The 23,275-nt window shown below is 36.8% G+C and carries 23 protein-coding genes and 1 other RNA gene; 13 read left to right on the forward strand and 11 right to left on the reverse strand.

What is annotated here, in order from left to right; all coding sequences use genetic code 11:
• Nucleotides 1–45: 45 nt before the first annotated feature.
• Both ssrA and EHQ70_RS15085 read left to right on the forward strand, forming a co-directional pair.
• Nucleotides 46–397: a transfer-messenger RNA gene (ssrA, locus tag EHQ70_RS15080) on the forward strand.
• A 177-nt stretch (nt 398–574) separates the two neighbouring features.
• Nucleotides 575–958, forward strand: a complete 384-nt coding sequence (locus EHQ70_RS15085) for an MliC family protein (protein WP_135587753.1) — start codon at nt 575–577, stop codon at nt 956–958.
• Nucleotides 959–973: 15 nt separating this feature from the next.
• Here the strand turns inward: EHQ70_RS15085 and EHQ70_RS15090 are convergent, their stop codons facing one another.
• Entirely contained in the window at nt 974–1,339 is a 366-nt protein-coding gene (locus EHQ70_RS15090; RefSeq protein WP_135588496.1) for a hypothetical protein, read from the reverse strand.
• A gap of 321 nt (nt 1,340–1,660) precedes the next feature.
• Here EHQ70_RS15090 and EHQ70_RS15095 point away from each other — a divergent pair, with 321 nt between their 5' ends.
• A complete protein-coding gene (locus EHQ70_RS15095) occupies nt 1,661–2,653 on the forward strand; it encodes a hypothetical protein (RefSeq protein WP_244288359.1) in 993 nt (330 codons plus the stop codon).
• 146 nt (nt 2,654–2,799) lie between these two features.
• On the opposite strand, the gene EHQ70_RS15100 is transcribed toward EHQ70_RS15095, so the two are convergent.
• Both EHQ70_RS15100 and EHQ70_RS15105 read right to left on the reverse strand, forming a co-directional pair.
• Nucleotides 2,800–4,218 carry an OmpP1/FadL family transporter gene (locus EHQ70_RS15100; RefSeq protein WP_135587754.1) on the reverse strand — a complete coding sequence of 473 codons (1,419 nt, stop codon included), beginning with the start codon at nt 4,216–4,218 and terminating at the stop codon, nt 2,800–2,802.
• A 217-nt stretch (nt 4,219–4,435) separates the two neighbouring features.
• Nucleotides 4,436–5,326, reverse strand: a complete 891-nt coding sequence (locus EHQ70_RS15105) for an AraC family transcriptional regulator (protein ID WP_135587756.1) — start codon at nt 5,324–5,326, stop codon at nt 4,436–4,438.
• Nucleotides 5,327–5,511: 185 nt separating this feature from the next.
• Here EHQ70_RS15105 and EHQ70_RS15110 point away from each other — a divergent pair, with 185 nt between their 5' ends.
• The gene (locus EHQ70_RS15110; protein ID WP_135587757.1) at nt 5,512–6,267 is read left to right on the forward strand and encodes an SDR family NAD(P)-dependent oxidoreductase; all 756 of its coding nucleotides are present in this window, start codon (nt 5,512–5,514) and stop codon (nt 6,265–6,267) included.
• 152 nt (nt 6,268–6,419) lie between these two features.
• On the opposite strand, the gene EHQ70_RS15115 is transcribed toward EHQ70_RS15110, so the two are convergent.
• The 3 genes from EHQ70_RS15115 to EHQ70_RS15125 all read right to left on the reverse strand — a co-directional run bounded on the left by EHQ70_RS15115 (nt 6,420) and on the right by EHQ70_RS15125 (nt 8,993).
• Nucleotides 6,420–7,898, reverse strand: a complete 1,479-nt coding sequence (locus EHQ70_RS15115) for a ParA family protein (protein WP_135587759.1) — start codon at nt 7,896–7,898, stop codon at nt 6,420–6,422.
• 29 nt (nt 7,899–7,927) lie between these two features.
• Nucleotides 7,928–8,227: a hypothetical protein gene (locus EHQ70_RS15120; protein ID WP_244288360.1), complete on the reverse strand. Its 300-nt coding sequence runs from the start codon at nt 8,225–8,227 to the stop codon at nt 7,928–7,930.
• Between the two features lie 94 nt (nt 8,228–8,321).
• The gene (locus EHQ70_RS15125; protein ID WP_135587763.1) at nt 8,322–8,993 is read right to left on the reverse strand and encodes a DUF1554 domain-containing protein; all 672 of its coding nucleotides are present in this window, start codon (nt 8,991–8,993) and stop codon (nt 8,322–8,324) included.
• Between the two features lie 569 nt (nt 8,994–9,562).
• On the opposite strand from EHQ70_RS15125, the gene EHQ70_RS15130 reads away from it, so the two are divergent.
• Nucleotides 9,563–9,880: a hypothetical protein gene (locus tag EHQ70_RS15130; RefSeq protein WP_244288361.1), complete on the forward strand. Its 318-nt coding sequence runs from the start codon at nt 9,563–9,565 to the stop codon at nt 9,878–9,880.
• Nucleotides 9,881–10,020: 140 nt separating this feature from the next.
• On the opposite strand, the gene EHQ70_RS15135 is transcribed toward EHQ70_RS15130, so the two are convergent.
• A complete protein-coding gene (locus EHQ70_RS15135; protein WP_135587765.1) occupies nt 10,021–10,500 on the reverse strand; it encodes a GyrI-like domain-containing protein in 480 nt (159 codons plus the stop codon).
• A 194-nt stretch (nt 10,501–10,694) separates the two neighbouring features.
• On the opposite strand from EHQ70_RS15135, the gene yiaA reads away from it, so the two are divergent.
• Entirely contained in the window at nt 10,695–11,132 is a 438-nt protein-coding gene (yiaA, locus tag EHQ70_RS15140; RefSeq protein WP_051012799.1) for an inner membrane protein YiaA, read from the forward strand.
• Nucleotides 11,133–11,166: 34 nt separating this feature from the next.
• Nucleotides 11,167–11,667, forward strand: a complete 501-nt coding sequence (locus EHQ70_RS15145; RefSeq protein ID WP_135587767.1) for a DUF1579 domain-containing protein — start codon at nt 11,167–11,169, stop codon at nt 11,665–11,667.
• A gap of 82 nt (nt 11,668–11,749) precedes the next feature.
• Here the strand turns inward: EHQ70_RS15145 and EHQ70_RS15150 are convergent, their stop codons facing one another.
• The 3 genes from EHQ70_RS15150 to EHQ70_RS15160 form a co-directional block, all read right to left on the reverse strand.
• Entirely contained in the window at nt 11,750–12,130 is a 381-nt protein-coding gene (locus EHQ70_RS15150; protein ID WP_135587769.1) for an ASCH domain-containing protein, read from the reverse strand.
• Nucleotides 12,108–13,592: a PIN domain-containing protein gene (locus EHQ70_RS15155; protein ID WP_135587771.1), complete on the reverse strand. Its 1,485-nt coding sequence runs from the start codon at nt 13,590–13,592 to the stop codon at nt 12,108–12,110. The genes EHQ70_RS15150 and EHQ70_RS15155 overlap by 23 nt, the downstream gene beginning before the upstream one ends.
• A gap of 355 nt (nt 13,593–13,947) precedes the next feature.
• Nucleotides 13,948–14,526 carry an LURP-one-related family protein gene (locus tag EHQ70_RS15160; RefSeq protein ID WP_135587773.1) on the reverse strand — a complete coding sequence of 193 codons (579 nt, stop codon included), beginning with the start codon at nt 14,524–14,526 and terminating at the stop codon, nt 13,948–13,950.
• A 125-nt stretch (nt 14,527–14,651) separates the two neighbouring features.
• Between EHQ70_RS15160 and EHQ70_RS15165 the strand changes: the two genes are divergently transcribed.
• Nucleotides 14,652–15,248, forward strand: coding sequence for a TetR/AcrR family transcriptional regulator (locus EHQ70_RS15165; RefSeq protein ID WP_135587775.1), 597 nt, complete (start codon nt 14,652–14,654; stop codon nt 15,246–15,248).
• 30 nt (nt 15,249–15,278) lie between these two features.
• The gene (locus EHQ70_RS15170) at nt 15,279–16,139 is read left to right on the forward strand and encodes an alpha/beta hydrolase (protein ID WP_135587777.1); all 861 of its coding nucleotides are present in this window, start codon (nt 15,279–15,281) and stop codon (nt 16,137–16,139) included.
• Nucleotides 16,140–16,181: 42 nt separating this feature from the next.
• Here EHQ70_RS15170 and EHQ70_RS15175 read toward each other — a convergent pair whose 3' ends face one another.
• Nucleotides 16,182–17,765: a methyl-accepting chemotaxis protein gene (locus EHQ70_RS15175; RefSeq protein ID WP_244288362.1), complete on the reverse strand. Its 1,584-nt coding sequence runs from the start codon at nt 17,763–17,765 to the stop codon at nt 16,182–16,184.
• A gap of 386 nt (nt 17,766–18,151) precedes the next feature.
• Here EHQ70_RS15175 and EHQ70_RS15180 point away from each other — a divergent pair, with 386 nt between their 5' ends.
• From EHQ70_RS15180 to EHQ70_RS15195, 4 genes are all read left to right on the forward strand, one after another.
• Nucleotides 18,152–18,562 (forward strand): DUF3052 family protein, encoded by a 411-nt coding sequence (locus tag EHQ70_RS15180; protein ID WP_135587779.1) that lies wholly within the window; start codon nt 18,152–18,154, stop codon nt 18,560–18,562.
• A gap of 144 nt (nt 18,563–18,706) precedes the next feature.
• On the forward strand, nt 18,707–20,698 hold the full coding sequence (locus tag EHQ70_RS15185) for a methyl-accepting chemotaxis protein (RefSeq protein WP_135588500.1): 1,992 nt from the start codon (nt 18,707–18,709) through the stop codon (nt 20,696–20,698).
• Nucleotides 20,699–21,072: 374 nt separating this feature from the next.
• Nucleotides 21,073–22,776 (forward strand): hypothetical protein, encoded by a 1,704-nt coding sequence (locus EHQ70_RS15190; protein ID WP_135587781.1) that lies wholly within the window; start codon nt 21,073–21,075, stop codon nt 22,774–22,776.
• A gap of 10 nt (nt 22,777–22,786) precedes the next feature.
• The gene (locus EHQ70_RS15195; RefSeq protein ID WP_135587783.1) at nt 22,787–23,266 is read left to right on the forward strand and encodes an LA_3150 family lipoprotein; all 480 of its coding nucleotides are present in this window, start codon (nt 22,787–22,789) and stop codon (nt 23,264–23,266) included.
• Nucleotides 23,267–23,275 lie beyond the last annotated feature (9 nt).

Genomic DNA, 23,275 nt, shown 5'->3' on the forward strand with positions numbered 1-23,275 from the left:
TTCCTTTCGAACTCCTGTGTTTTACTCGTCTAAGTATTAAGAATTGGGGACGACATTGGTTTCGACTGTTGTTGGCTTGGATTCAGTGGCACGTAGGGGTGAGGGACCTCTTAAAAACCTTCAAAACAATAACTGCAAATAACGAATTTGCTCTAGCAGCTTAATTTTAAGCTCTACGGTTTCCATGGCTGTTTCCTTAGGTGGCCAAGAAACCGACACCTCTCTAAGGACCTTTCGGATTTGTTGCCCGCTTCGAACCGGATTGAACTTTAAGTAGGATAGGAATTAGTCCCCCGTTTGTAGGGTAAGTCTTTCCGAAATTTATTTGCAAACTAAACGTGTAGAAGCTGCATTTGAGGATGATAGGACCCGGGTTCGACTCCCGGCGTCTCCACAATTTCGGCATTCATTGTGCAGCGATCGCCTGGCCCTCCGTGGCCAGAGCTCCCGCCCGCATCATCCATGGGTGCTTTTCTAAGCAAACACCTACACTGGGTTATTAGCTAAAGTTTATTGGAATTTCTTTTCTAAAAGAACTTTGCAATTCGATCCAATAAGCTTAAATTAAGTTACTTTGAAAACACCTTACCGCTCAAAATTTATCTCTATTTCTATTGTCACTATAACTACCGCTATTTGTTTATTCTCTTACTCTTGTACACCTGCTTACGAAGAAATTGAAGTCGTTTACCAAGCTGAAAATGATCAAAGCATCAAAGCAGTTTACCACAACCCAACAAATGGAGAAGGGACATTCTCTGTGACTCTAAAATTTCCTAGTGGGCAATCTGTCACCTTAAATCAAGGTGATGCTGCCTCAGGAGTTCGTTATACAGATGACAAAACTTTGGTTTGGTGGACCAAAGGAGGTGAGGCATTTATGATGAAACCCGATGGAAAAGGTGATTGGGAGATTACAGACAGGTATAAGGAAATTCCGATACCGCCCAATCCTTGAATTCTGAAATTTTATTTATCTCAATTTGATGTTAGGCCAGGATCCGAACCATGTATGATAATAAAGCATATAGATTCCATACAATATCCCACATAAGATAAGAAAGATAGCTGTTTTACGGAAGACCAAAAGATTTCCCATTTCGACGGTAATTTTCAAAACGATCTTAGTTAGCCTATCGATAATGGAGAACAAAAAGAAAAAAAGCAAAAGGATCACACCCATACCGATCAAAGTCACGACAGGTTTTTCATACAGACTGGTAAGACCTAATACCCGTCCATTGATGAGGGTAACGACCAAATCAACAGCAAGTATACAAAGTAAGCGAAAATAAAAACCTAAAAAACGATGAAAGAGGGTTTGTTTTGGTGAAGACATGGGATAAAATTCGAGTTTGCGAGCCAAACTTGCAAGTATGATTTGTTAAAATCAGAGAGCAAATCTCTGGCTTTTTTCATTTTCGCAAAAACAATACATTGCCAACAGAATCTAACAAAATTCGAATTAAACCTTCGAAATAGAAAGATAGATACAATTTTACAAAATTTTAAAACCTAACGTTTGAAATGTTCTAGATTTATAATTATCGAATATAATTCTATGCCGGTAATGTTAGTTTTCAATCGTACAAATTGTCTAATTTTTTCCCTGTGTATCTCTTTCTCCATCTTTGCAGAAGAACCGACCAATACAAAGAAAGTGGAAAATTCCGGTTCAAAATTAACCACCGAAGGTACAATAGATCGAAGAATCCAGATTCAAAACGAGACGATTGCCGACCCACCTTCGAACACATACACGCCGGAGCCAGCAAAAGAATTATCTCTCAAAAAGGAAGATGGTGCTAAATACTTTACATTTTATCCAGGTGTTCAAGCTAACTTAAGTGATTTGAAAATCGTATCTTCTTCTGGTGGGAAGGCAGTTATGATGGATGACCAACGAATGGATCAAAATCTTACCTTCCTTTATGATTTAAAATCTCACGAATGGCAAATGGGAGAAAATTGGGGTTTATTCATTTTAAATCGAAATGTTAACTTCCGCCAATCCAAACAAAAAATAACAGACATTACTGCTACGAATATGTCTTCTAGTGAAGGAGAATCAGGATCATCCAATCGATCCTCTCCAATTAAACAATATAAAAATCAAGACTTAGGGACAGAAACCTATGGAAGTTATCACATGTTACTTCCTGCAATATATTATGGCAAAAAAGGAAATGATAAATTTAGAATTGGTTTAGGATTAGGATATTCAAAAGTCAACATACAAGGCACTGCAGATTTTAATGATGGAAACGGATATTTTAATAACATCATGATATTCGGCGCGGGAAGAAATCTCGATGAAAAAATCGATAACATGGGTAGATATTCTTTGTTAAACAATGGAAACATTGATGGTGATCCTTACCGTGCATACTTATTATCCAATTTATCTTATGGAAATAATTTGGAAGCTCTCGGAGCCTATACCTTAATCAAGGGAGATGTAAATCCCAAAACAATCAATCCATTGTTAGCTTTATATTATGCGCAAGCTACAGGAAACAATTTAAACCCGCTTGAACTGTATGCTTTGTTAACATTAGGAGTTGGAAGAGTTAATTCTTCCACAAACTATGCAAAAAGTTTTTATTTTTTTGGGAAATTCCCATTGGTTCCATCAATTGGAGATTGGGTTTAGGTGGACCTTTTTATGCGCAAAACGGATACAAAATTTCTTTCACTACGGTTGAAATGTCTTTTTATATGCCGATTGAATTTTAAACACATAAAAGCTAGGATTATTATCTTAATTCAATAAAGCTTTTATGTGTTCGTATCCTTTAATCAATCAAACGATCTCGTTGCACCTAAGGTAACGTTCACAAAGGAAGATTCTGCATTATAACTATACCCTAACCCATTAAACGATGTAGGGCCTGTGCGAATATAGTGCGATAAATCCCAATCAGTTCCTTTAGCACCAGTGATTTTATTTCTTGGTCCATTATAACTGATTCCGAAATCAATACTCCACTTATCAAAGAGATAACTAAAACCTGCGGCAACTACATGGTGTAGAGAAAAGAATCCTCCAGTCGATCCACCCAAACCGTTACTTTTAATGGGAAGAGTATTGTAACTATAACCCAACCGATAGATCCAACTTTCAGTCACTTTGTGCTCTAGTCCAATAAGGGCTGCAAATTGGTCTCTAAAATTTAATTGGGCATCACCAGCTTGGACATTCCCAATGGGTGTAGCAAGCCAAGGATCTTCTAACTTCTGAGTCACTTTTCTTAAGTAAGATCCATAGTTTGTATAAACAAAATCCAAACCAACTTTAAGATTGTCTGCACCAAAGGCAAAACCCAAGGAATGTTTTTCAGGCATATTGAAAAAATAAGAAACACCAGTAGTGCGATAATAGGCAGGGTTATTGATACCAACAGTGTAATGGCCATTCATTGGCAATGCGGCATGTGCTTGGTAAGAATAAGCAACACGCAACCACTCAGTTAATTTATAATTGAGTCCGAAAATCCCACCTAAGGCAAATGACTTCTTACTACTTTCATAATAAGATCCAGTCCCTGGAACTTCGATTGAACCTGTTAAATCATAATATTTTTGATTCAACCGTTGGTATCCGTACAGCCCTTCAATACTGATACCAACAGATAATTTTCCAAAATCATAAGAGATCCCGTTTACCAGTCTTGCGATTGCAAATTCGTTGGAATTGGACTCTTTGACTTGAGGATTGTCTCCAATGCCTGCAGGAAGATTTAAACCACCCCAATCATTTAACGTTTGTCCGGTGGGAGTGTTTCGAGTAATTTTGTCGACTCCTCCTTTAGCTCCTCCTGAAACATAAAATGCAATTCCATAGTGTAAGTTTTCTGTTACTTGAGTTTTAAAAGCAATGTAAGGAGCTGGTGCATTGATTGCTGATTTTTTATCGTTTGAATAGACATACTGTGGATTCGAATCCAAAAAACGATCTTGGTATCTCGTGTAAATAGTTGAGTTAGTGGCTCCAAATTCTAAAAGTTTTCCTTTTTTTAAGGAAAGATTTGCCGGGTTCAACGCAACATCAATCGCCGAACCACCTAACGCTGTATTGGTTCCTGCCAAACCTTCGTAACGTGCGTTAAAAGCATTCCGGGTGAGGCCATCAATCGCTTCGAGACGATTTCCACTAAAGATTCCTAGAATCAAAATGACAGAGTAAAAGGTGTAATTTTTATCTTTATAGAAGTTCATTTCATTTCCTTAGGAGACAAAATGTACGGATCAAATATCTCCCAGGTTCGAATTTGATGATCTTTTTTCGAAGTTAAAGAAATATATTTCCAATATAACGGATATTTGTTCCGTTTTAACGCCATATTCTAAACAAATTGTTCAGTACTCTGTAGGTCAGTCGGATGTTTAGAAACGGAAATCCAGCTCGCAGTAGCTCAAAACAAAAAAGGTAACCTTATGCCACCTCCACTTCCATTTCTTTTAATCTCTTCGTGTCACGCGCAGGAGAGGCGCCAAAAAACCGAGTGTATTCTCTGTTGAATTGAGACGTACTTTCATAACCAACATCTAACGCTGCATCGGTGACAGAATAACCACTGTAAGTTAAAAGTTTGCGGGCTTCGAGAAGTCGTAACTGTTTTTGAAATTGAATGGGACTTAAGCCAGTGATAGATTTGAATTGCCGATGAAATGTTGTGATTCCCATACAAGCCTTGTTTGCAAGATCTTCTATTTCAAAAGAATGAGTAAAGTGTTGCCTAACCCATTGGATGGATTGGTGAATGCTCGATCCTTTTTGATGAGATTGAAACAATTGTCGAAGACGCCACCCCTCAGGGCCAATCAACACATGATATAAAATTTCTCTTTCATATACTGGCGCTAAGGCCGCAATGTGTTCAGGTGTTTTCATAAGTCGCAACATTCGTAACCAAACTTCTAAAAATTCCTGAGTGGCAGGGCAGGCAGAAAACTCATCCGTATGATTTTTAACAGCAACTGTGTTTGGTGTATCTTTTAATAAATCAAGTAACACTTTCTGATCCAATTGGAGTGCAACAGATAAATAAGGAGAACCATTGTTTGCTTGTCTTACGTAACCAGTTGCTGGCATTTCTGTTGGAATGACAAAATAAGCAGGACCTTCCAAATGAACCACTTGGGTCCCAATCGAAATGGTTTTGCCGCCTTGAACAACGAGACCAATTAACGGTTCATAAACGGCAGCCAGTTGGTGTTCTGGAACTTCCCCTTGGATCATTAACACTCGAGGCAGACCCGTTTTTGTGGGTTCCGTGGTCGCACTACCACAAAGTTCAGTTATCTCATTCACTATCTTTTGCACATTCCCAAGATATCATACCTGACCCTTTTAGGCACTTTAAAAAAATAAAAACAAGATTTATATAGGATTTTTTGATCAAAAAAATATTTATCGGTAGTTTTAGGCAATCATTAGGTAAGATCCGATCTTGTTCTTAAAAGACATTTCGGCTATATTTTCATTCAAGAACGCAATAGGAGAATTTTATGAAAATAGCAATCATCACTGGTGGTAGCAATGGTATCGGTAAAGCAACAGCTCAGGAGTTAGGCAAACGAGGAATCAGCGTGATCCTCACTTACAATTCGTACAAAGAACGAGCAGAAGAAGTTGTGATTGAAATTGAAAAAAATAAAGGAGTTCGTGCTGTGGCTCTGAAGTTGGATCTCACAAAAAAAGAAACTTTTGATACATTTGTCGAAGAGGTAAAAAACAAACTCTCTACAATTTGGAATCGAACTAGTTTCGACTACTTAGTGAATAACGGTGGCATTGGTGGCCCGATGTTATTTACGGAATTAACAGAAGAGTATTTTGAACAAATTCTAAATACCAACTACAAAGGTCCCATCTTCTTATCACAAAAACTTGTAACCCTTATGGAAGATAACGGAGCGATCGTCAACACATCAAGTTCCTCAAGTTCAAAAGCCTTTGTTGGTTATTCCATTTATGGATCCCTCAAAGCAGCGCTTTCCACATGGACTCGTTATCTTGCCAATGAACTAGCCCCTCGCAAAATTCGTGTTAATGCCGTATCCCCTGGCCCAACACATAGTAATTTTGGAGATGGGGTGTTTGATAAATACCCTGAATACATCAAACCTTTGGCCGATCAAACTGCCTTTGGTCGTATTGGTTTACCAGAAGATATCGGCAAGGTGATTGTGAATTTACTCTCTGATGACTTTGGGTGGGTGACTGCCCAAGACATTGAAGTATCGGGAGGACATTTGTTATAAAATTTTTTAGAACTTCAAAAACCCTCTTTATATGAGAGGGTTTCTATTTTTAAAAAAACTCAGTGTTACGACCAAGCAGTGTTCGGTCTACTGCTCCACACAAAAGATAATAGATTTGGTATAAGCTGATAAAAATCTGATCTTAAATCCTTCTAACCTCTCATAAACGGAAATAAATCTGAAACAATAATCTCTCCTAGTTTAAGTACTTCGTTTTCAACTTTTTTCCTGTCTTTGTCTTCTAGAGCAAGCGATGATAACTGATTGATCGAACGATTTAAAGGCAAACGAATTGCATCGAAGGTGCGACCGCTAATTCCATCGGCCCTTTCATTTCTAAACAAAGAATTTCTGATAAAGGAATCTTTAATTTCTTTTTCTAAGTATTTTGCTACTACCTGATCTAAATCTTTCTCCTTAACTTCTTTATCATTTTTATCAAAAAAGTTAATGATCATATGGGAAAAAATGGGAGATCTCAAATTTAAGAAATTTATTTTTTCTTCCTTTGTAGTTGGATTCAAATGTTTGAATAATTCAGGAAAGTATTGGTTTGTGAATCGAACTAAATTGATCACAGAAGACCCATTATTAAAGTTAATCGGTGGAATGATGACATCACTCAAAGAAATGGCAAGCATGGAATAATACCACCAACCCGGCGGACTATCAATGATCACAACATCAAACTTACGAAGCAAGGGAGTCGTAGATCCGGGTTGTGGAATTGTAATTCCTTGTTTCATTAACTTAGAAATCGTTTTTGCAGAGCTATTGATTTTTGTAATACTTCCAGAAAGACTCGAGTATTTATTAAGGTTTCCTTTTTTCATGGCTTCATTGGAACTTTCATTTGCCTTAGCCAAAGCTAGTACAAGATTTCCATCACGCATACTCATTGCTTTCTTTTTGTCTTTTTTATCGACCGTTCCTTCTAACCAATCAATCACATCATAAAACTCTCCAGAATCCAAATGAAAGAGTCTTGAAAAATCAGATTGTAATGGATCGAAATCAAGTGCTAAAACCGATTTCTTTTTTACTTTTGATAAATAGTTTGCGAGTATATAACTGACTGTGGTTTTACCAACACCTCCCTTATTGTTATAGGTGGTAAGAATCACCGGTTCATTTAGTTTTTTTTTGATTGTTTTTACAATTTCATTCGACCAATAAACTACACCCTTTCCACTTTTTAAATTTTTGATATAGATGATGGGAAAAACCATTCCATAATAATTACGAACGACCAAGATTCTTTCTCCATCAGTAAAAATACCGATAGGAATGTAGCTTTTATTCACATTATCATAGAAAGTGCGTAAATACTCTGTTAGCTGTTCAAAATCAGAAACAATTCCAGTTTCAGGATTAAACTCGGGAAAATCTTTAGAGCCATGATGTTTTACTTCAACAATCAAACTAAATTTTTGATTATCACCTAATGCTAATATATCTGTACGTTTCTTCGTCCCTTTTGGTGAATCTTGACGAGTCATTGCATCCTCATCATACCCAAAGAAAGTTTTTAACCAAGGTTTTACGAATTTATCTTCAACAAATGCTTCGTTCTTTTCGGATAAAGAATCTATCACCTGATTCCAATCGATTTTTTCTTCTTTATTCTTCACAAAATGCTCCGTACCATTCCAAAACCGATTTAAGAAATATTTTCTTCAAACGCCAGGCGAGCCACTTCTGCTTCTTTTTCCCAACGAAGATTTCGATATGCTTCACTCCAACTTTGTTTGTAATAGAACTTTCGAAAAATCCATTCTCCAAAATAAAGAATTCCAAAGACAAACGGAGAAAACAAACGTTGTTGGCGCTGATGAACAAACTCGTGTATGGCGATTCCTTGCCAGTATTTTTTATTTTTGTAATCGATACAAGAACAACTTAAAAAACAAAAACAAAGAAAACTAGCTCCTTCCGCATATAAAATGTGGATAGAACCCAATTTCCCCTGGGGAAGATAAACTTTAATCTGGGGAATAAAACAAAGAATCCAAGTTAGACAAAATAAGATTAAAAAAATAAATTCAAAGGTGATTTTATTGCTCCACACATAGAATAACAGAAGTAGTGTCACAAGTTGGAACACCTCCCGATACATACAAATTGTTGCTATTGGGTGCAATGGCACCTTGACTTACATTCGATCCATCGCTCCAACGACTGCAATGATTACCAGACCGAGTGAGCCAACCGCTAGTATTAAGACCTGTAAAAATTGTCGAGACAGAAGGATTCTCTGCATCACTTGTTTGGCTTGAAAAAATTCCTAGACTATTGGTAGTCGCGATGGTCACATTATCAGCTGTTCGCACATACGTAGTATCCGGTTTCAATACCCAATCCACATGTTCGGAAATCCCTCCAGTCAGACAATTTGAAGTTGTACAAGCAATTCGATTCACATCATCTACAAGGAAAGCTTTGTATACCGCACCCACTGGCATAGGTGGTTTTTTGGAATCAGTCATACATTTGGCATCGGCTCCGAGAATGCCGCCCCGATTGCCATTATAGGTTACACTGGTGGAAAAAAATTTACAGGTTGTACAAACGGGAACTGGCGTCCTGCATGAAGAAGTCTGCCCTGTGAGACATAGGATAGTTTGGTTTTCTAAATAAGATTCAGTTCCAAAATCACTTGGATTATTGAATTCTGGCTCTGTGCAATGGATGAAAGCAACAAGTATGAAGAGAAGTCCGAAACGCATCGATACATTCTATCCTGATTGAATTTCCAATCAACTAAGAATTCAAATCATTCGTATGGAATTACTCAACTTATGTTTGGAAAGATATTATGTACTAAAACAATTGATCAATAGAATCAATCGAAGTTTAAATCATTCAAACCAAGATCACTGTTCACAACCAAATACATACTATGCGAATATGAGAATGAATGCATTCACCAAAAATTCAATTCGAATTTTCTATAAGAAGGAAACTATTGCCTTTAAAAACTAATCTTGACAATTGAATGCTCTTTCAACTCCGACGATCTTGGGTCTGAACCTCCTCTCGCACCAAGAACCATCTAACAAAAAAAATCGGTGCTAAACTTTGGATTGTCTTCATGCCAAAAGAACCTGAAATCAGTAGTGTTTGGCCCCCTTTGGTATAGGATGATTCAAATCAGATCTTAAATCCTAAGTCGTTCTGTGGCAGGAAGGTAATAAGCCAAAATAATGAAAAAAGAAATATTATGAGCATTTTCACTTCCTAAAACAAATAAACATTTCACTTTACTAACATAAAGGATATAGAAAAAATCAAAAATATGCCTCTCAGCGAAATGCAAATGAAACTGATCCAAGAATCAAAGGCCATACTAGTTCAAAATCTTCACCTTACCAATGAGGATGCCATTGCGGTAATTTCGAAAGCGATAAAAAGAGAACTAACCATCCGAAAAACGACATTAGAACTTTTGGAAATTTCTACCTTATCCGAGAGAACTTCTTTTGTTCGAGCCGTAGTCAAACATGTTAAGGATCAGGTGATGGAAAATCCAGACTGGAGGTCGAATCAAGTAGAACGATACATTGAAAAATTCTACCAAACACTTCATAAAATTATGAATCCAGATCCAGAATGAACATGATTTTTTCTTTAGTGCGTTCCCAATCTCTTTCTATAAAAACATTTTATTTTTCAATGGGTCAGGCTACTCCGGGGTGCGCTACGCTCCCGTCCCCAGCCATCTAACGATGGCAGGTGACCAAGCCCTTCGTATCCTTAACGCGGTTTTATAGGTATATAAACCAATTCTTCTGAACTAGGATCTTCATTTTTATATTTCTCACCGAGTACTTCAAAATGTGGTCGATTGTCCAATTCATATTCGGATTTAGGAAACCATTCTCTAAAAATCCATTGGAAAAACGGCCCCGCTTCACTCGCAAGACCTTTGTAAAGAAATACACTATAAAGTCCCGCTGCCATTTCCAAAACTTCCATTCCTTCCGGCAAATCTGTTAAGGAAGAAACTTCTACTCCTGCCCATTTGGTAAAATTTCGATTTGGATTAAAATTTTGAAAATAATCGATAGGATACACTGACAAAGAAATCATTTCCTTTGAAACTCGATTTTGAATGGAACCAATGGAAGGAACAAAAGATTTCCATAAAATTGGTGTTAAACTTTCTACCAAAGACATTTCTATTTTTTTACCAACTAAGTATTTTTTCTCTATCGAGATGATTTTAGAATCCATAACCAATCAATCCTTTTATGAGTCCATATTTCAATCAGGATTCTTTACGCGATCTCAATCACAAAATAAAAAGAATCTAAAGATTGAAACTTCCATAAATTTTCAAAAGAACCAAAGAAAGAAACATCCTGAACGTCTCGACAATGTTAACAAAATTCTTGACCAAATCTGAAAAGGAGAATACAACTTCCGAAATGATCACTCAACCTCAAAAACCCTCTGCTGCCTTTATTGGAGCTTCCTGGCTTTCTCTCGTTATTGGTATGTTTACATTCATCGTAGGAATTTGGAACGCCGACATGATGTTAAACGAAAAAGGTTTTTATATTACGATTTTAATGTACGGATTGTTTTCTGCCGTTTCTTTACAAAAAACAGTAAGAGACCAATTGGAAGGTTTATTTGTTACCGGTATCTATATTGGATTGTGTTGGTTTTCCGTCGCTTTGACTCTCTCGCTACTTTTCATCGGACTCTGGAATGCAACTCTCGCTTTAAGTGAAAAAGGTTTTTTTGGAATTTCTTTTGTTCTCAGTTTATTTGCTGCCGTTGCTGTTCAAAAAAATGTCCGTGATTTAAGAATGGCCGAAGGGAATATCAAACCAGAACTCTCTCCAAAAGATAAAGCATAATTGATCGAAGAAAATTAAACTGCAAGGCAATCAAATGACTTCAAACAAATTCGAACAATCGCTAGAGAACGGCCCTCACAACCAATTACAAAGTCTGGTTGGTCGCTGGACTGGGAATACCAAAACTTGGTTTGAAAAAGATGTTTTAGCAGATGAGTCACCCGCTGAAGTCACTATCACTAGCGTGTTAGGTGGCCGATTCATTTCTTTAGATTACCAAAGTAGTTTGGAAGGTAAACCTTTTGTTGGAAAGATGGTCATTGGATTTGATATCCCTTACCAAAGATATACAAGTTCTTGGATCGATAGTTTTCATATGGGAACACAGATAATGTTGTCTAGTGGCGAATCAAAAGCAAATGGCTTTTTTATGAATGGTTCTTATGGTAACCCAGAGTATGGTGAAAAACTCTGGGGCTGGAGAACTGAGATTCAGTTCATCAACGATACGGAATTTTCTCTGACAGCTTTTAATATCTCTCCCGAAGGAGAAGAAGCAAAAGCTACGGAAACGTTTTATAAGAGAGTGGGATAAAACTTACTTAGGATTTTTCCAAATCAAATTCTCTGTTCAGATAAAATTCTGAGTCTTGACTCAAAGAAAAGGAATTTGCTTCTTAAAGATCAGTGGCACAATATTGAAATGATTGAGGAGGATAAAAATTTTCCATCACTTGATACGGATCAAGAGGAACCTTAAATTTAACAACTTTATCAATCTTTAACGAGACACCTTTCTCTTTTAAAGAGTAATATTTAAAAAAATCAACTTTATTAATACATCCGACTTTTCCGTATTTCTTCCATAGATTGATAGGAGTATCGGAATCAATATCCTTAAGAGAAAAATATCCAATAATCTTTTGGTCAGGAGCTGAAGAATAAATGTAAATTTTCTTAATTGATTTTTTAAAAATAGATTTTCGAAATTCTACTTTTTTATTTCCTCGAATGATTTCCCAAGCGTATTCAGGTTTAATTGATAAGATAACGTTCATCAAAATACTCTTTTTGTTTTAAAATTTTATAATCATCTTCGGACAATTTAGTTATATTCACTAAATTACTTTTTGCGGATTCCAACTCTTTCAAAGTAGCATAAGGAATTGGTTTTTTCAAGTAATAAAGCAAACGAAATAGTATAATTGTTAATCTACCTTTTTCTTCAAACATTTGATCTAAATTTTTCTGAGAAAAAACTGTTCTTTTTGAAACTAGTCGTATAATTTCATCTAGATTTAATAAAACATGAAAAGACTCAACTATACCAACAGGTAGAATTTCCATCATCGTTTTAGAAACATAAAAGAATAGAATATCGCCAGATGATACCTTAATTTTCGAATTACAAATATAAGCTTTTAAAATAGTATTGCCTTCAATTTCACTCTTCGATTCTGTAAAATCATTATCAAACAAACCGGGGTGTCTATGGTTTGAATCTTTAAATAGAGTAGTAGCATATATTTCCCTAATAGGAACTACAAACTTGCTGAACTTTTCATGATCGGAATAGAAAGGATGTTCTTCTGCTATGTTTAAACCATTGTATTCTTTTTTAGAGATAAATTTTAACAATATAAATTCTCCGTTCAAACTTTGGTGCTCCTTAAAGCCAAAGATTCTCAATAGTTCTATCAATTTAGAATGCTTAGGGAATACTGTTAAATAGAGAATTCTAATGTTTGATTCAATACACAACGCGAACATCTTACTTAGGAATAGCTCACCTATTTTATATCCAAAAGCATCTTCTGCTACTTTTAAAGTGCAAATCTTGAGTGCATTTTCAAAAATTCCAGAAAGCTTATGAGCAACGGGTGTCTCTTTGTTATAGATTAAAATTGCAGAAAGATTCTCCTCCACCATCAGAAAATAAGCTTTCCGATCTTCTTGCGCGCATTTTTTAAACCAATCATTAAAATTAGGTGGATAATCTTCTCTTAGAGAATCGAAAAAAGCATTGTCAATTAAATGAATTATTTCTCTAACACTTCCTTCTTTTAAAATTGGATGCGATGGAATAACTACATTATAAAGTTCACTTAGTAACCTTAAGCCGCTTTGAATATTTAGAATTTTGTTAGTTAAGCCTAATTTTGCTCCTTTTTTAAGAATTTCTTTATCTTCCGTAATAAAAAGTTCAACATACCCGGCTGATATTTGGAATAATTGTTTATTATCAATTGCATCGTTTGCATTTTTTTCCCCAACAAATTCTAAAAAATCTAAATCAGGAATCGCAGGGCTCGGAAGTGGTTGGTATTTTGACAACTTTGATAAGAAAATTTCTTTACGATTAGCGTCTTTATCTTTCTTAATATCTTCAATTACTGCGGGATGATAGAATATTTTACAATCGTTAGAAATCGCTAAGCTGTAAAATGCAGAAAAGTCTTTTTTTAATACTTTATTATCTTCAAGATGAATCAGTATGTTTGTATCAAATAAAATTCTCATGTAACTTTAGAATCGAAATGTTAGCATTAACAGTCTATTAACAAAAGTTAATTTCAAAACTTTTCTAGTTTATTAAAAATAAAGCGAATCAAATTCCAATATAAAGATAACTCAACACTTATTTATTTCCAAAAAGTTCACCTTTAGTCCAGTCATCCATCAGAAAAGTTTTTATAATGTATAGTCTCTGCCCAAATTAGTAAAACTGCAAAATGTATTACCCAAGTATTTACTTTAGGGTCAGGCTACTCCGGGGTGCGCTTGCGCTCCCGTCACCTTCCATCTAACGATGGCAGGTGACCAAGCCCTATGTATCCTTAACGCAGGATTGTAAATTGTATCACAATCCTAAAACCTATTGTTGTCTACCCTCAATGATTTGTAATAAAATGACTATCGCAATGCCCATTCTTCGATCTAAAGCATTTGTATTATCAGCAGAAAAATCGATATTGAACTGCGGAACAAAAGGATTGAAAGTTTGTTTCAAAACTCCTACTTGATTTTTGTTTAATGTAATAAAAAAACTTTGAGGAATTAAATTGGTTAAAAAGCGGCGAAGGATTGCTTTAAACATACTATCTTCATCAATCGAACCAACTACTTGGTCCTTTGTGTCTAAGATTTCCCAAGAATCTTTTAGGATAGATTTAAAACCTTTTCTACGGAGTGATCCAATTGCCTCATTGGAGCTAACATCTACTACATCGTAAGTCGCAGAAAAATCAATCACACTACGTGCTTTTATTTTTAAGAGTTCTTTTGTTTTGGTTTCATCTGCATAAACCGTAATATCTTCTTTCAATTTAAAAGCTTTCTGTTTTACGAAAAAGAGAAGTTTGTTTTTGCTCTCATCGAAGATACGAATTTCGCCACCAAAAATTTTCAGAAAACTCTTTTTAGCAAAATATTTGTTAAATGTGTACTGTTGCATAGGCCACGATTGTAACTAAACCTAACCAAACTCAAGTCAAAAAATAATTCAAAATTGCCGACAGAAACACCGAAATCTAGGAAAAAATTCTTTACAAAATAAAACGAACGATCGTACTTTTATTTATGGGCAAAGGTGAGGATACAAAATCAATGATTTTGGATAAGGCAGTCCAAATGGCGAGTGTCCAGGGACTGGAAGGGCTTACTATAGGCTCCCTAGCCGATGAATTGGGGATGTCCAAAAGTGGGTTATTTGCCAAATTTGCCTCCAAGGAAAACCTCCAAATCGAAGTGCTCCGAGTGGGAAGTGAACTTTTCCGTAGGAATGTGGTCTACCCCGCCCTAAAAACCAAACCGGGTCTGAGCAGACTCAAAACAGCCTTTCAGATGTGGTTGTCGTGGGCACATACAGATGACCTACCGGGAGGGTGTTTGTTTCTGTCTTCTAGTTCGGAATTTGACGACAGACCCGGGGTTGTCAGAGAGCATTTGAAAAAAACACAACTCAGCTGGCAAAAGACCTTAAGACAATTTGTACAAGATGCGAAAGATTGTTTAGAGTTAGATGCAAATACAAATGTAGAAAAGATGGTGCAAGAAATTTGGGGACTGATCTTAGCCTTTCATTTTTACAACAGGCTTTTGGAAGATAAAAACTCTGAAAAAAGAACCAAACAAAGTTTCAATGAGTTAATCAAAAGACACCAATATGAAGATTAGCAAGGATATTTAGAATAAGAGGATTTAAGTATGGATACAAATAGTACGATCGTTCGTTCTTTAAATAGAACCTATCCCATCACTATGGAAGAAAAATGGGCCTTTGCAAAAAGAAAACCGAAGTTCTTTGGTTATGTGGCTGCTGGGTATTTTTTATCAACACAGAAACAAAAACCATCACGAAAGGAAATGGATGTGTTGGCGCTTGCCGAACAAAAAGAGTTTCAAGAGAAGGAACATCGCATCCAATACTTCCATTGGAAGGGTGAAGGAAAAACCATCCTTCTGGTTCATGGTTGGAATGGTCATACAGGAAATTTTTCAAGAATCGTTCCTGCGTTAATCGAGGAAGGTTATAATGTCATTGGAATTGATTTACCAGGGCATGGATTTTCTACAGGAAGGTATTCGAATATTGTTCTCTCAGCAAAAATGGTGTGTAGACTTGTGAATGAAATCGGTAATCCAGATTATATCATCACACATTCTTTCGGCGGTGCCGTTGCTACCGTAGCACAAGAATTAGGTGTCTTAGCAGATAAGTTAATTTACATTGCCCCTCCTTTAAAATTAGAAATTTTAAGAAAAAGTTTTAGTGATTATTACCGTTTAAGCGAAGAAGAACAAGAATCCATGCGTTCGATTTTGGAAAGAAAAGTTTCACAACCGCTCAGCAGTTTGGATTTGGGGGCCACCGGTCCGAAGATGAATAACTCTCTTCTTGTGATTCATGATGAGGATGATTTAGAAATTCCATTTTCGATGGGACTTGCAGTATCAAAAGCATGGAAACAATCCAAACTCATCAAAACCAAAGGTCTCGGTCACAAAATGATTTTGCGAACCGAGAGTGTGAAAGACGAGATCTTAAGTTTTTTAAAAGAAGTTTAAACCAAATTTCAAAAACCAGAGTTAAGAGTTAATGATTCAAAATTAACTCTGACTCATTGAAGCCAGTTTATTGGCTTCGTCTTTAATCATTTCAATATGTTCTTCTAGATCTTTGGAGGCACGACTAATTTCGTTCACCTCCATTTCTAGTTGGACAATTCCTTTCGATGCTTCTTTCTGACCAAGTAACTGCTCTTTGGTGGATTCAGAAATTTGTTTTGATAGTTCTCGGATTTGTGCCAATTCTACTAAAATTGCAGATAAAGTATTTCTTTGTTCCAAATACAATCGGTTCATATCTTGGATTTCCACAAGGGTTTGGTTCAAGCGATCAATTTGAGATTTTGCCAATTCCCCAGTTTCTTTAGAAGCATTTCTAGCATTAGCTATGATTTCTTTGGAGCTTTTGACAACTACGGCGATTCTTTTTACGTTGTTTTTGGTAAACTCTGCAAGTTTACTCACTTCATTTGCTACAACAGCAAATCCTTTTCCAACATCTCCCGCTCGCGCAGCTTCAATGGAGGCGTTTAACGCTAGTAAGTTTGTCTTTTCTCCAATTTCTGCAACGATGTTATTGATTTCGTTTACTTGGTCAAAAGACGATTGAATGGATTCCAAATGAGTTGCTGTTTGGTCGGCAACTTCTGTAACAGACATACTTTCTTTTTTGTTGATTTCTGCGATTTCAACAAGGTGTTCACTTTGTACAAGAATTTGGTCCACAGTTTCTTTTAATATTTCTGTATCTGCTACCATTCCTTGGACTTTGTTATTTTGTTCTTCGATAGAAGATCCATTGGATTCAAAAGAACTAGATAACTCAGAAATGACAGCAGTGATTTCTTCTAAGGAAGCAGCTTGTGATTCTAGTTTGATGGATGTTTGGGAGACAAAATTACTAAAATTTGTGATGGAACTTTCTAATTTGACGGCAGCATTGGCAGAAATTTTATTTCTTTCTTTGGTTTGACCAAGTAACATTTCTGCTTCATGGGCTTTGATTTCAGCAAGGGAACTAATCTTTGTTAGTAGTTGGACAAGTAAACTAACAATGTATCCTGCGATCATAATAAAAATTGGTTTCATCACTTCGCCTGCCAAACCAACATAACCCATTTGCCGAGACAATTCTGGATTCACAGAAAGTTTAATACCCGCAATATTAACGGCACAATACAAAGCAACAGCCGAAGTGATCGCACCAATGAATGAGTTTAATAAAACAAATTTACGGTCGCCTAAAAATCCAGAATAGATGGCATTAAAAAAGAAGATAAAATAAACCACAGCGTTTGCCAGTGCCGCCTGAGCTTCTTTTAAACTCAAAGTACAATCCATAATGATGGTTCCGCCAAGAACCAAAGTATCGAGTAAGATGAGTGATTTATGAAACCAAGTCGGAGGGTTTGTTTTTTTTTCTAAAACATAAGCAACCGCACAATAAAATCCCATCGTACAAGTTCCGATCATATGGATCAAAAACATCTTTGGTTGGAATTCGTCCTTGGCCCCGATCATCGCGAGAAGGAATAAAAGAACCAGTCCAAACCTGATTCTATTGATAATAATTTTCCCTTGTTTCCAAAGATCTGCAATCGTTAACACTAAATACCCTCGATTCATTACATCACCAGAATGGCGATTAGGTGCAATATTTTATTGGTCTTATTCATCTACGGATCAAAACCAATAGAAATACTCTGTATTTTTGGTTTTTTTAGATGAAATTTGAATTTTTCAAAGGGAACAAACAGTATGTATTTTTGTTTCTCGGGCTACAGCGAAAATTTAGAAAGAATCAAGGAAACCAATTTGTTATGTCACAAATTGGAACACTCTCCCCTACTTTGCCTCGCCAAATGGCTCACATAACTCTTACAAACTTTAGAGGAAGTTCGGCAAAGTATTCATTCTTTCTGTCATAAGACTAGAGCAAAGAATTTTTAATTGATAAACCAACTTCCTGTTACCGAAGTGATTCAAAAGTAAATCATTGTCTGGAGTGAGTTATGACGGCCGGATATTCAGGAAAACCTCTTGTTGAAAAGTTAGGGATCAAAGAAAATATGACCCTCCACTTTATCAATCTCCCTTCCAAAAACTTTACCGATAGTTGGGGAACATTTCCCAAACCAATTTATATTCTTGAAAAGCCTAAAGTTGGAATGGATTTGATTCATTTTTTTAGTACAACTTCGAAAGAGTATAACTCAAAATTACCAAAACTACTTAAATACCTAAAACCAACAGGTATGATTTGGATTTCTTGGCCAAAGAAGGCATCCAAAATTCCTTCGGATATGAATGAAGATCTCATCCGTAACTTTGCTTTGGAGCTAGGACTTGTTGATGTGAAAGTATGTGCTGTGGATGAAATTTGGTCCGGATTAAAGTTAGTGATCCGAAAAGAAAATCGATAGAAACATTCGTACAAAATGCCCGGAAAATCAAAATGGAGAACACTATCTAAAAATTTTCATTAGAACGATTCAAATATGTAGTTTGACAAATCCTACAGATGAATCATGAAATATGATTCTATTCGTTTTACCGGGATCAGAAAAATGAAATTCAATAGCCTAAAGATCGTTATCATTTCACTCAGTGTGGCCGTCATTATGGTCTTAACCTTAGGGATCACATCATTTGCCTATGTCATTGGCAAAAACTACATTGTCGATGCTTACATTGGCGAAATGAAAAACGTTGCCAGACTCTCCGGAAAACGAATCCAGAATTTTTTTGACCAACAATTTTTGTTAGCCGAATTTACAGCCACAAACCCGGAATTTGCGGAACATTGTATTAAAAAAGATCGTAAATTTCTAGACCCACTCCTTGCCAATCTCAGTAAAAAGTTCGGCGTTTATGAAAATGTTTTTATATCTACAGCTGAAGAAAACCCAATCGTTTTTTCTGATGCCACCGGTAAAGCCATTGGTTTCCGTTGGGGAAACACTGGCTTCGATGAAAATATCAAAGCGGTTCTGGAAGGAAAACCGCTTTTAAGTAAGGTGAATCGATCTCCTGTCACTCAGGAACCCGTTGCAGTTTTGACAGTACCAGTGTTCCAAGGCAAACAAGTTGTGGCGATCTTTGCCTTTGCCATTTCTTTAAATCATCTTACCGATGAAGTTGTGAAGGATGTCAAAATTGGAAATGAAGGTTTTGTTGCCATCACTGATAGAGAAGGCCAAGTGATTGGACATCCAGATAAATCTTTAATCCTAAAACTGGATCTTCAAAAACTAGATTGGGGAAAAAAGTTACTCGAGCTAAAATCTGATGAACATATGGAATATTTTTTTGGTAAAGAAAAAATCGCAACGGTATTTGATTTAGGTCAATATAACATTCGATTGGCAACCATTGCTACGAAAGGAGAAGTTCTCATCGTTGTCCATGATATGTTACTTAAGATTGGAATCTTTTCTATTATCATTTTGAGTATTTCTATATTCACATTGTATCGTTTGATCACTCAAAGATTAAAACCAATTTCTGGACTTAGAGATCTTTTGAAAAAAATGTCTGCTGGTGATTTGAGCCATTCATTAGCAATCACACATAATGATGAAATTGGAGAGTTGAGTGGTGATACAAATTCCTTTTTACTCAGTCTTCGAAAAATCATCTCAGAGATTCAGTTTATTTCTCAGGAACTTGCATCAAGTGCCGGTGAACTTTCTTCTAGTTCCGATAGTTTTTCTGGAGGAGCACAAGCCACAGCCGCTTCCACCGAACAGATGTCAGCCACTGTTGAAGAAATGTCTGCCAGTATGGAAAATATTACTGGTTCCATTGATATCCAACATAGAAACATTTCTCAATTCCAAATTAAAATCCAAGAGTTAGCCAATAGTGTCAAACGAGTGGCTGATGAAATTGATCATACACTCACACGAATGAAATCCATTTCCAACCAGGCGAAAGAAGGTGAACAGTCTCTTACGGGAATGAATGATATGATTAGTAATATCCTGAAATCATCAGATGAGATGAAAGCCATCATTGCCATCATCAATGAAATTTCAGACCAAACACAACTCTTAGCTCTTAACGCTGCGATTGAAGCGGCTCGTGCTGGAGATGCGGGAAGGGGATTTGCGGTTGTTGCTGAGGAGATTTCTAAACTTTCAATTCGAACTGCCTCTTCCATCAAATCGATTTCGGAGATGATCAATAAAAACTCTAAAGAACTGGATGGAGGTGCGAGGAGCATCCAATCTTCCACTTCTCTCATCCAAGAGATCATTAGAAACATCAATGGAGTTTCCGAAGCAATGGATTCTCTTTATACCATTATGGGATCCCAATCGGAAATCAACCAATCGGTTTTGGAAAACTCTGGAATCGTCAAAGGGGAATCGGACCAAATCAAAGTAGCTGCCGATGAACAAAGAGGAGCTGTAAGAGAAATTACAGATGTGATCACCCAAATCAACGAACATACTATCAACACTGCGGCGGGAGCTGAAGAGATGTCTTCCTCCGCCAAAAATCTTTCCAATACAGCGGACAAATTGAAAGGGATTTGCGACCAATTCCAGTTGTAATCATAGCTGGGATTTGATTCCAAAGCGGAAGGGATCGCAGCGGAAATCCTTTCGCCTCGCGAAAGATTGGAGCGTAGAGCCCGGTCCAACACCGGTCGGTGGTGGATCCGCCCAAAATCTTTAAAGATAAGATCATTTTTATAAGAATCAAATCGTGATTTTTTTGTAATAAAACTCGAACCCAATTGTGACAAACCGAGTTTTTGTTAAAAAAATATACAAAAAGCAGGCAATCAGGGCCTCTGTAATTATTTTGTAACATTTACGTCATCTAATCCCAACAATACTTCAATACGTTTGTAACTAGACTGAAACATTCAACCGGCAGGTAACATCCGTTTGTAATCAATCCAAATCAGTCGTGACCAAACTGAATGAAGACTATAATCAAAGCTCTCTTGGGCATCTTAATCGTTGCGAGAGCGGTTTCTGCAGAACCAGAACCAACCCAAACAAAAGAACAGATTCCACAGGTTACTGCTCCGGCAGAAACCAAAGAACATAAAAAGGAATCCAAGGAACCACAAGCGAAAGTATACCGAGAACTCTATGAAGATACCGAGTCCGGACAAATTTTTACCAAACCGGGACCAAACCGAGTGAAGGTGGAATACAATCGTCCCCTTACTAACGGAAATTCAACAACCCTACCGGATGCCTTCGCTCATAGACCCGATGATACAACAAAAGAAAAACTAACGATTTATGGTCGTTTGCAGTTTCGTGGTGTATCCGGATCGGAAGATTCTCTCTTCAATAATGGACACCGCGATTTTAACACAGTCGATTGGAACTTTCGTAGGCTAAGGTTTGGTGCACAATATGAAAACGATTGGTGGGGAACCAATATCCAACTTCGTTTGGAAAACATGCTCAATCGAACCGATGTGGTGCAAACGACAAACACTTTAAATTATTTAGATTCGAATGGTAGGCCAGCAACAACTACCTATGTAACCAACACTAAATTAAAAGATAACCGTGGTTATATTCATGAAGCCTTTGGTTTTGCAAAAATTCCTTATGCAGGATTACGATTTGTATTTGGACAATTGCCAACACAATTCAGTCGAGAGTATTTACAGTCTTCTGCAAACTTTGTAACTTTAGAACGCAGTATGATAGTAAATGCCATTCCTCAGTTTGATCATGGTGTAATGATCCAAGCAAACCCTCTGAAAGAAATTGATCACAAATGGGAAAGATACTTACAGGTTTCGCTTATGATGAGTAACGGAAAAGGTGGTGGTGGCGATTATGGAACGGGAAGAAGACAAGATTTAACTACTGCTAACCGGTATGGTGCTGTCAACACTTCACCAATTTACTATGCACGTGCTCAAGTGAATGTATTTGGAGGACTAAAAAGAGAAGTTGATGGGAAGATGGTGAACTGGCAAGAAGGAGAAGAAATTTTCCAACGTGAGTTGAAATGGTCAGTGGGTGCAGGATATTTACAAACGCAAAACTTAAGCACTCCTTCTCTTTATGTTCCTGAATACACTCCCGGAACCACCAGTGGAATTCAATTGTTAACCGCACAGGGTGCAAATCCAGATCGTGGAGGTTTAGATTCCAATGGAAATCCAAACTTTTTGGTTCAAAATTCAGTTCCTACTTTGGGTCGACCGAAGATGGGACTCGTGGGGCATACTTACGATAGTACCTTTACTTACAAAGGTTTTTATCTATCTGGCGCCTATACAACATTTGGTGGTGCAGCTTCCAATGATTTATTTGGATATCATGGAACCATTGGTTATAACATTCCTTTTTTGGATAAATACTACATTATGCCTGTGTTCAAGTATGAATACATCCAAGGTGATTTTAATCGAAATGGGAAAGTGGATCCTACGGATTCTTTACGAGTGTATTGGGCAGGTCTCAACTTGTTCGGTGACAAACACCATTTCAAAGCACAACTTTACTACCAAGTCCTTGGCAACCAATTTGATGTGAATCCAAACACAGGAAATGCCATGCCGATCGATGACAGAAGAGTTTACTTACAACTACAAGCCAACTTTTGGACCGGAGTTGTTTCTCCAGAAGCTTACAGCTATCGACCCAACTAAGAGGAAACAAATGAAATTTAAAATGAATTTAATGATACGAATTTTTATAATTCTAGTGGTTTCTTACTTTTTGGGGAACTGCCAATCGAAGGAACAAAACCGAGAAAACATTTCTTCACTTGTGGTGAACAATTTACTGAATGGTGTAGCCGACAGAAACAAATCATTAGTCGTGATGGAAGTTGCTGATCTTGGTGGATCGTATACAGGAACTTGTTATGACACTTTCCAACTGAATGGTGGAAATGTTGGATCTACTGCTTATTTTAACACTCCACCAGGTGGTGCTGGCGGACTCTTAAATACCAATATTAAAAAATATGCAGTATCCACTTCCTCTTGTTCGGATTTGGGTTTTGCTAGTGGAAGTAATTTTGGCTCTACTTCACAAAGACCAAACCCGAACGATATGTTCACATTCAAAATGTACACTTGTGATCCGAACAATAACCCATGTGGGAAATCAGCGATCACAACTGCAGGATTTTGATTCAATTCT

The organism is Leptospira congkakensis (assembly GCF_004770265.1).
GTDB lineage: Bacteria > Spirochaetota > Leptospiria > Leptospirales > Leptospiraceae > Leptospira_A > Leptospira_A congkakensis.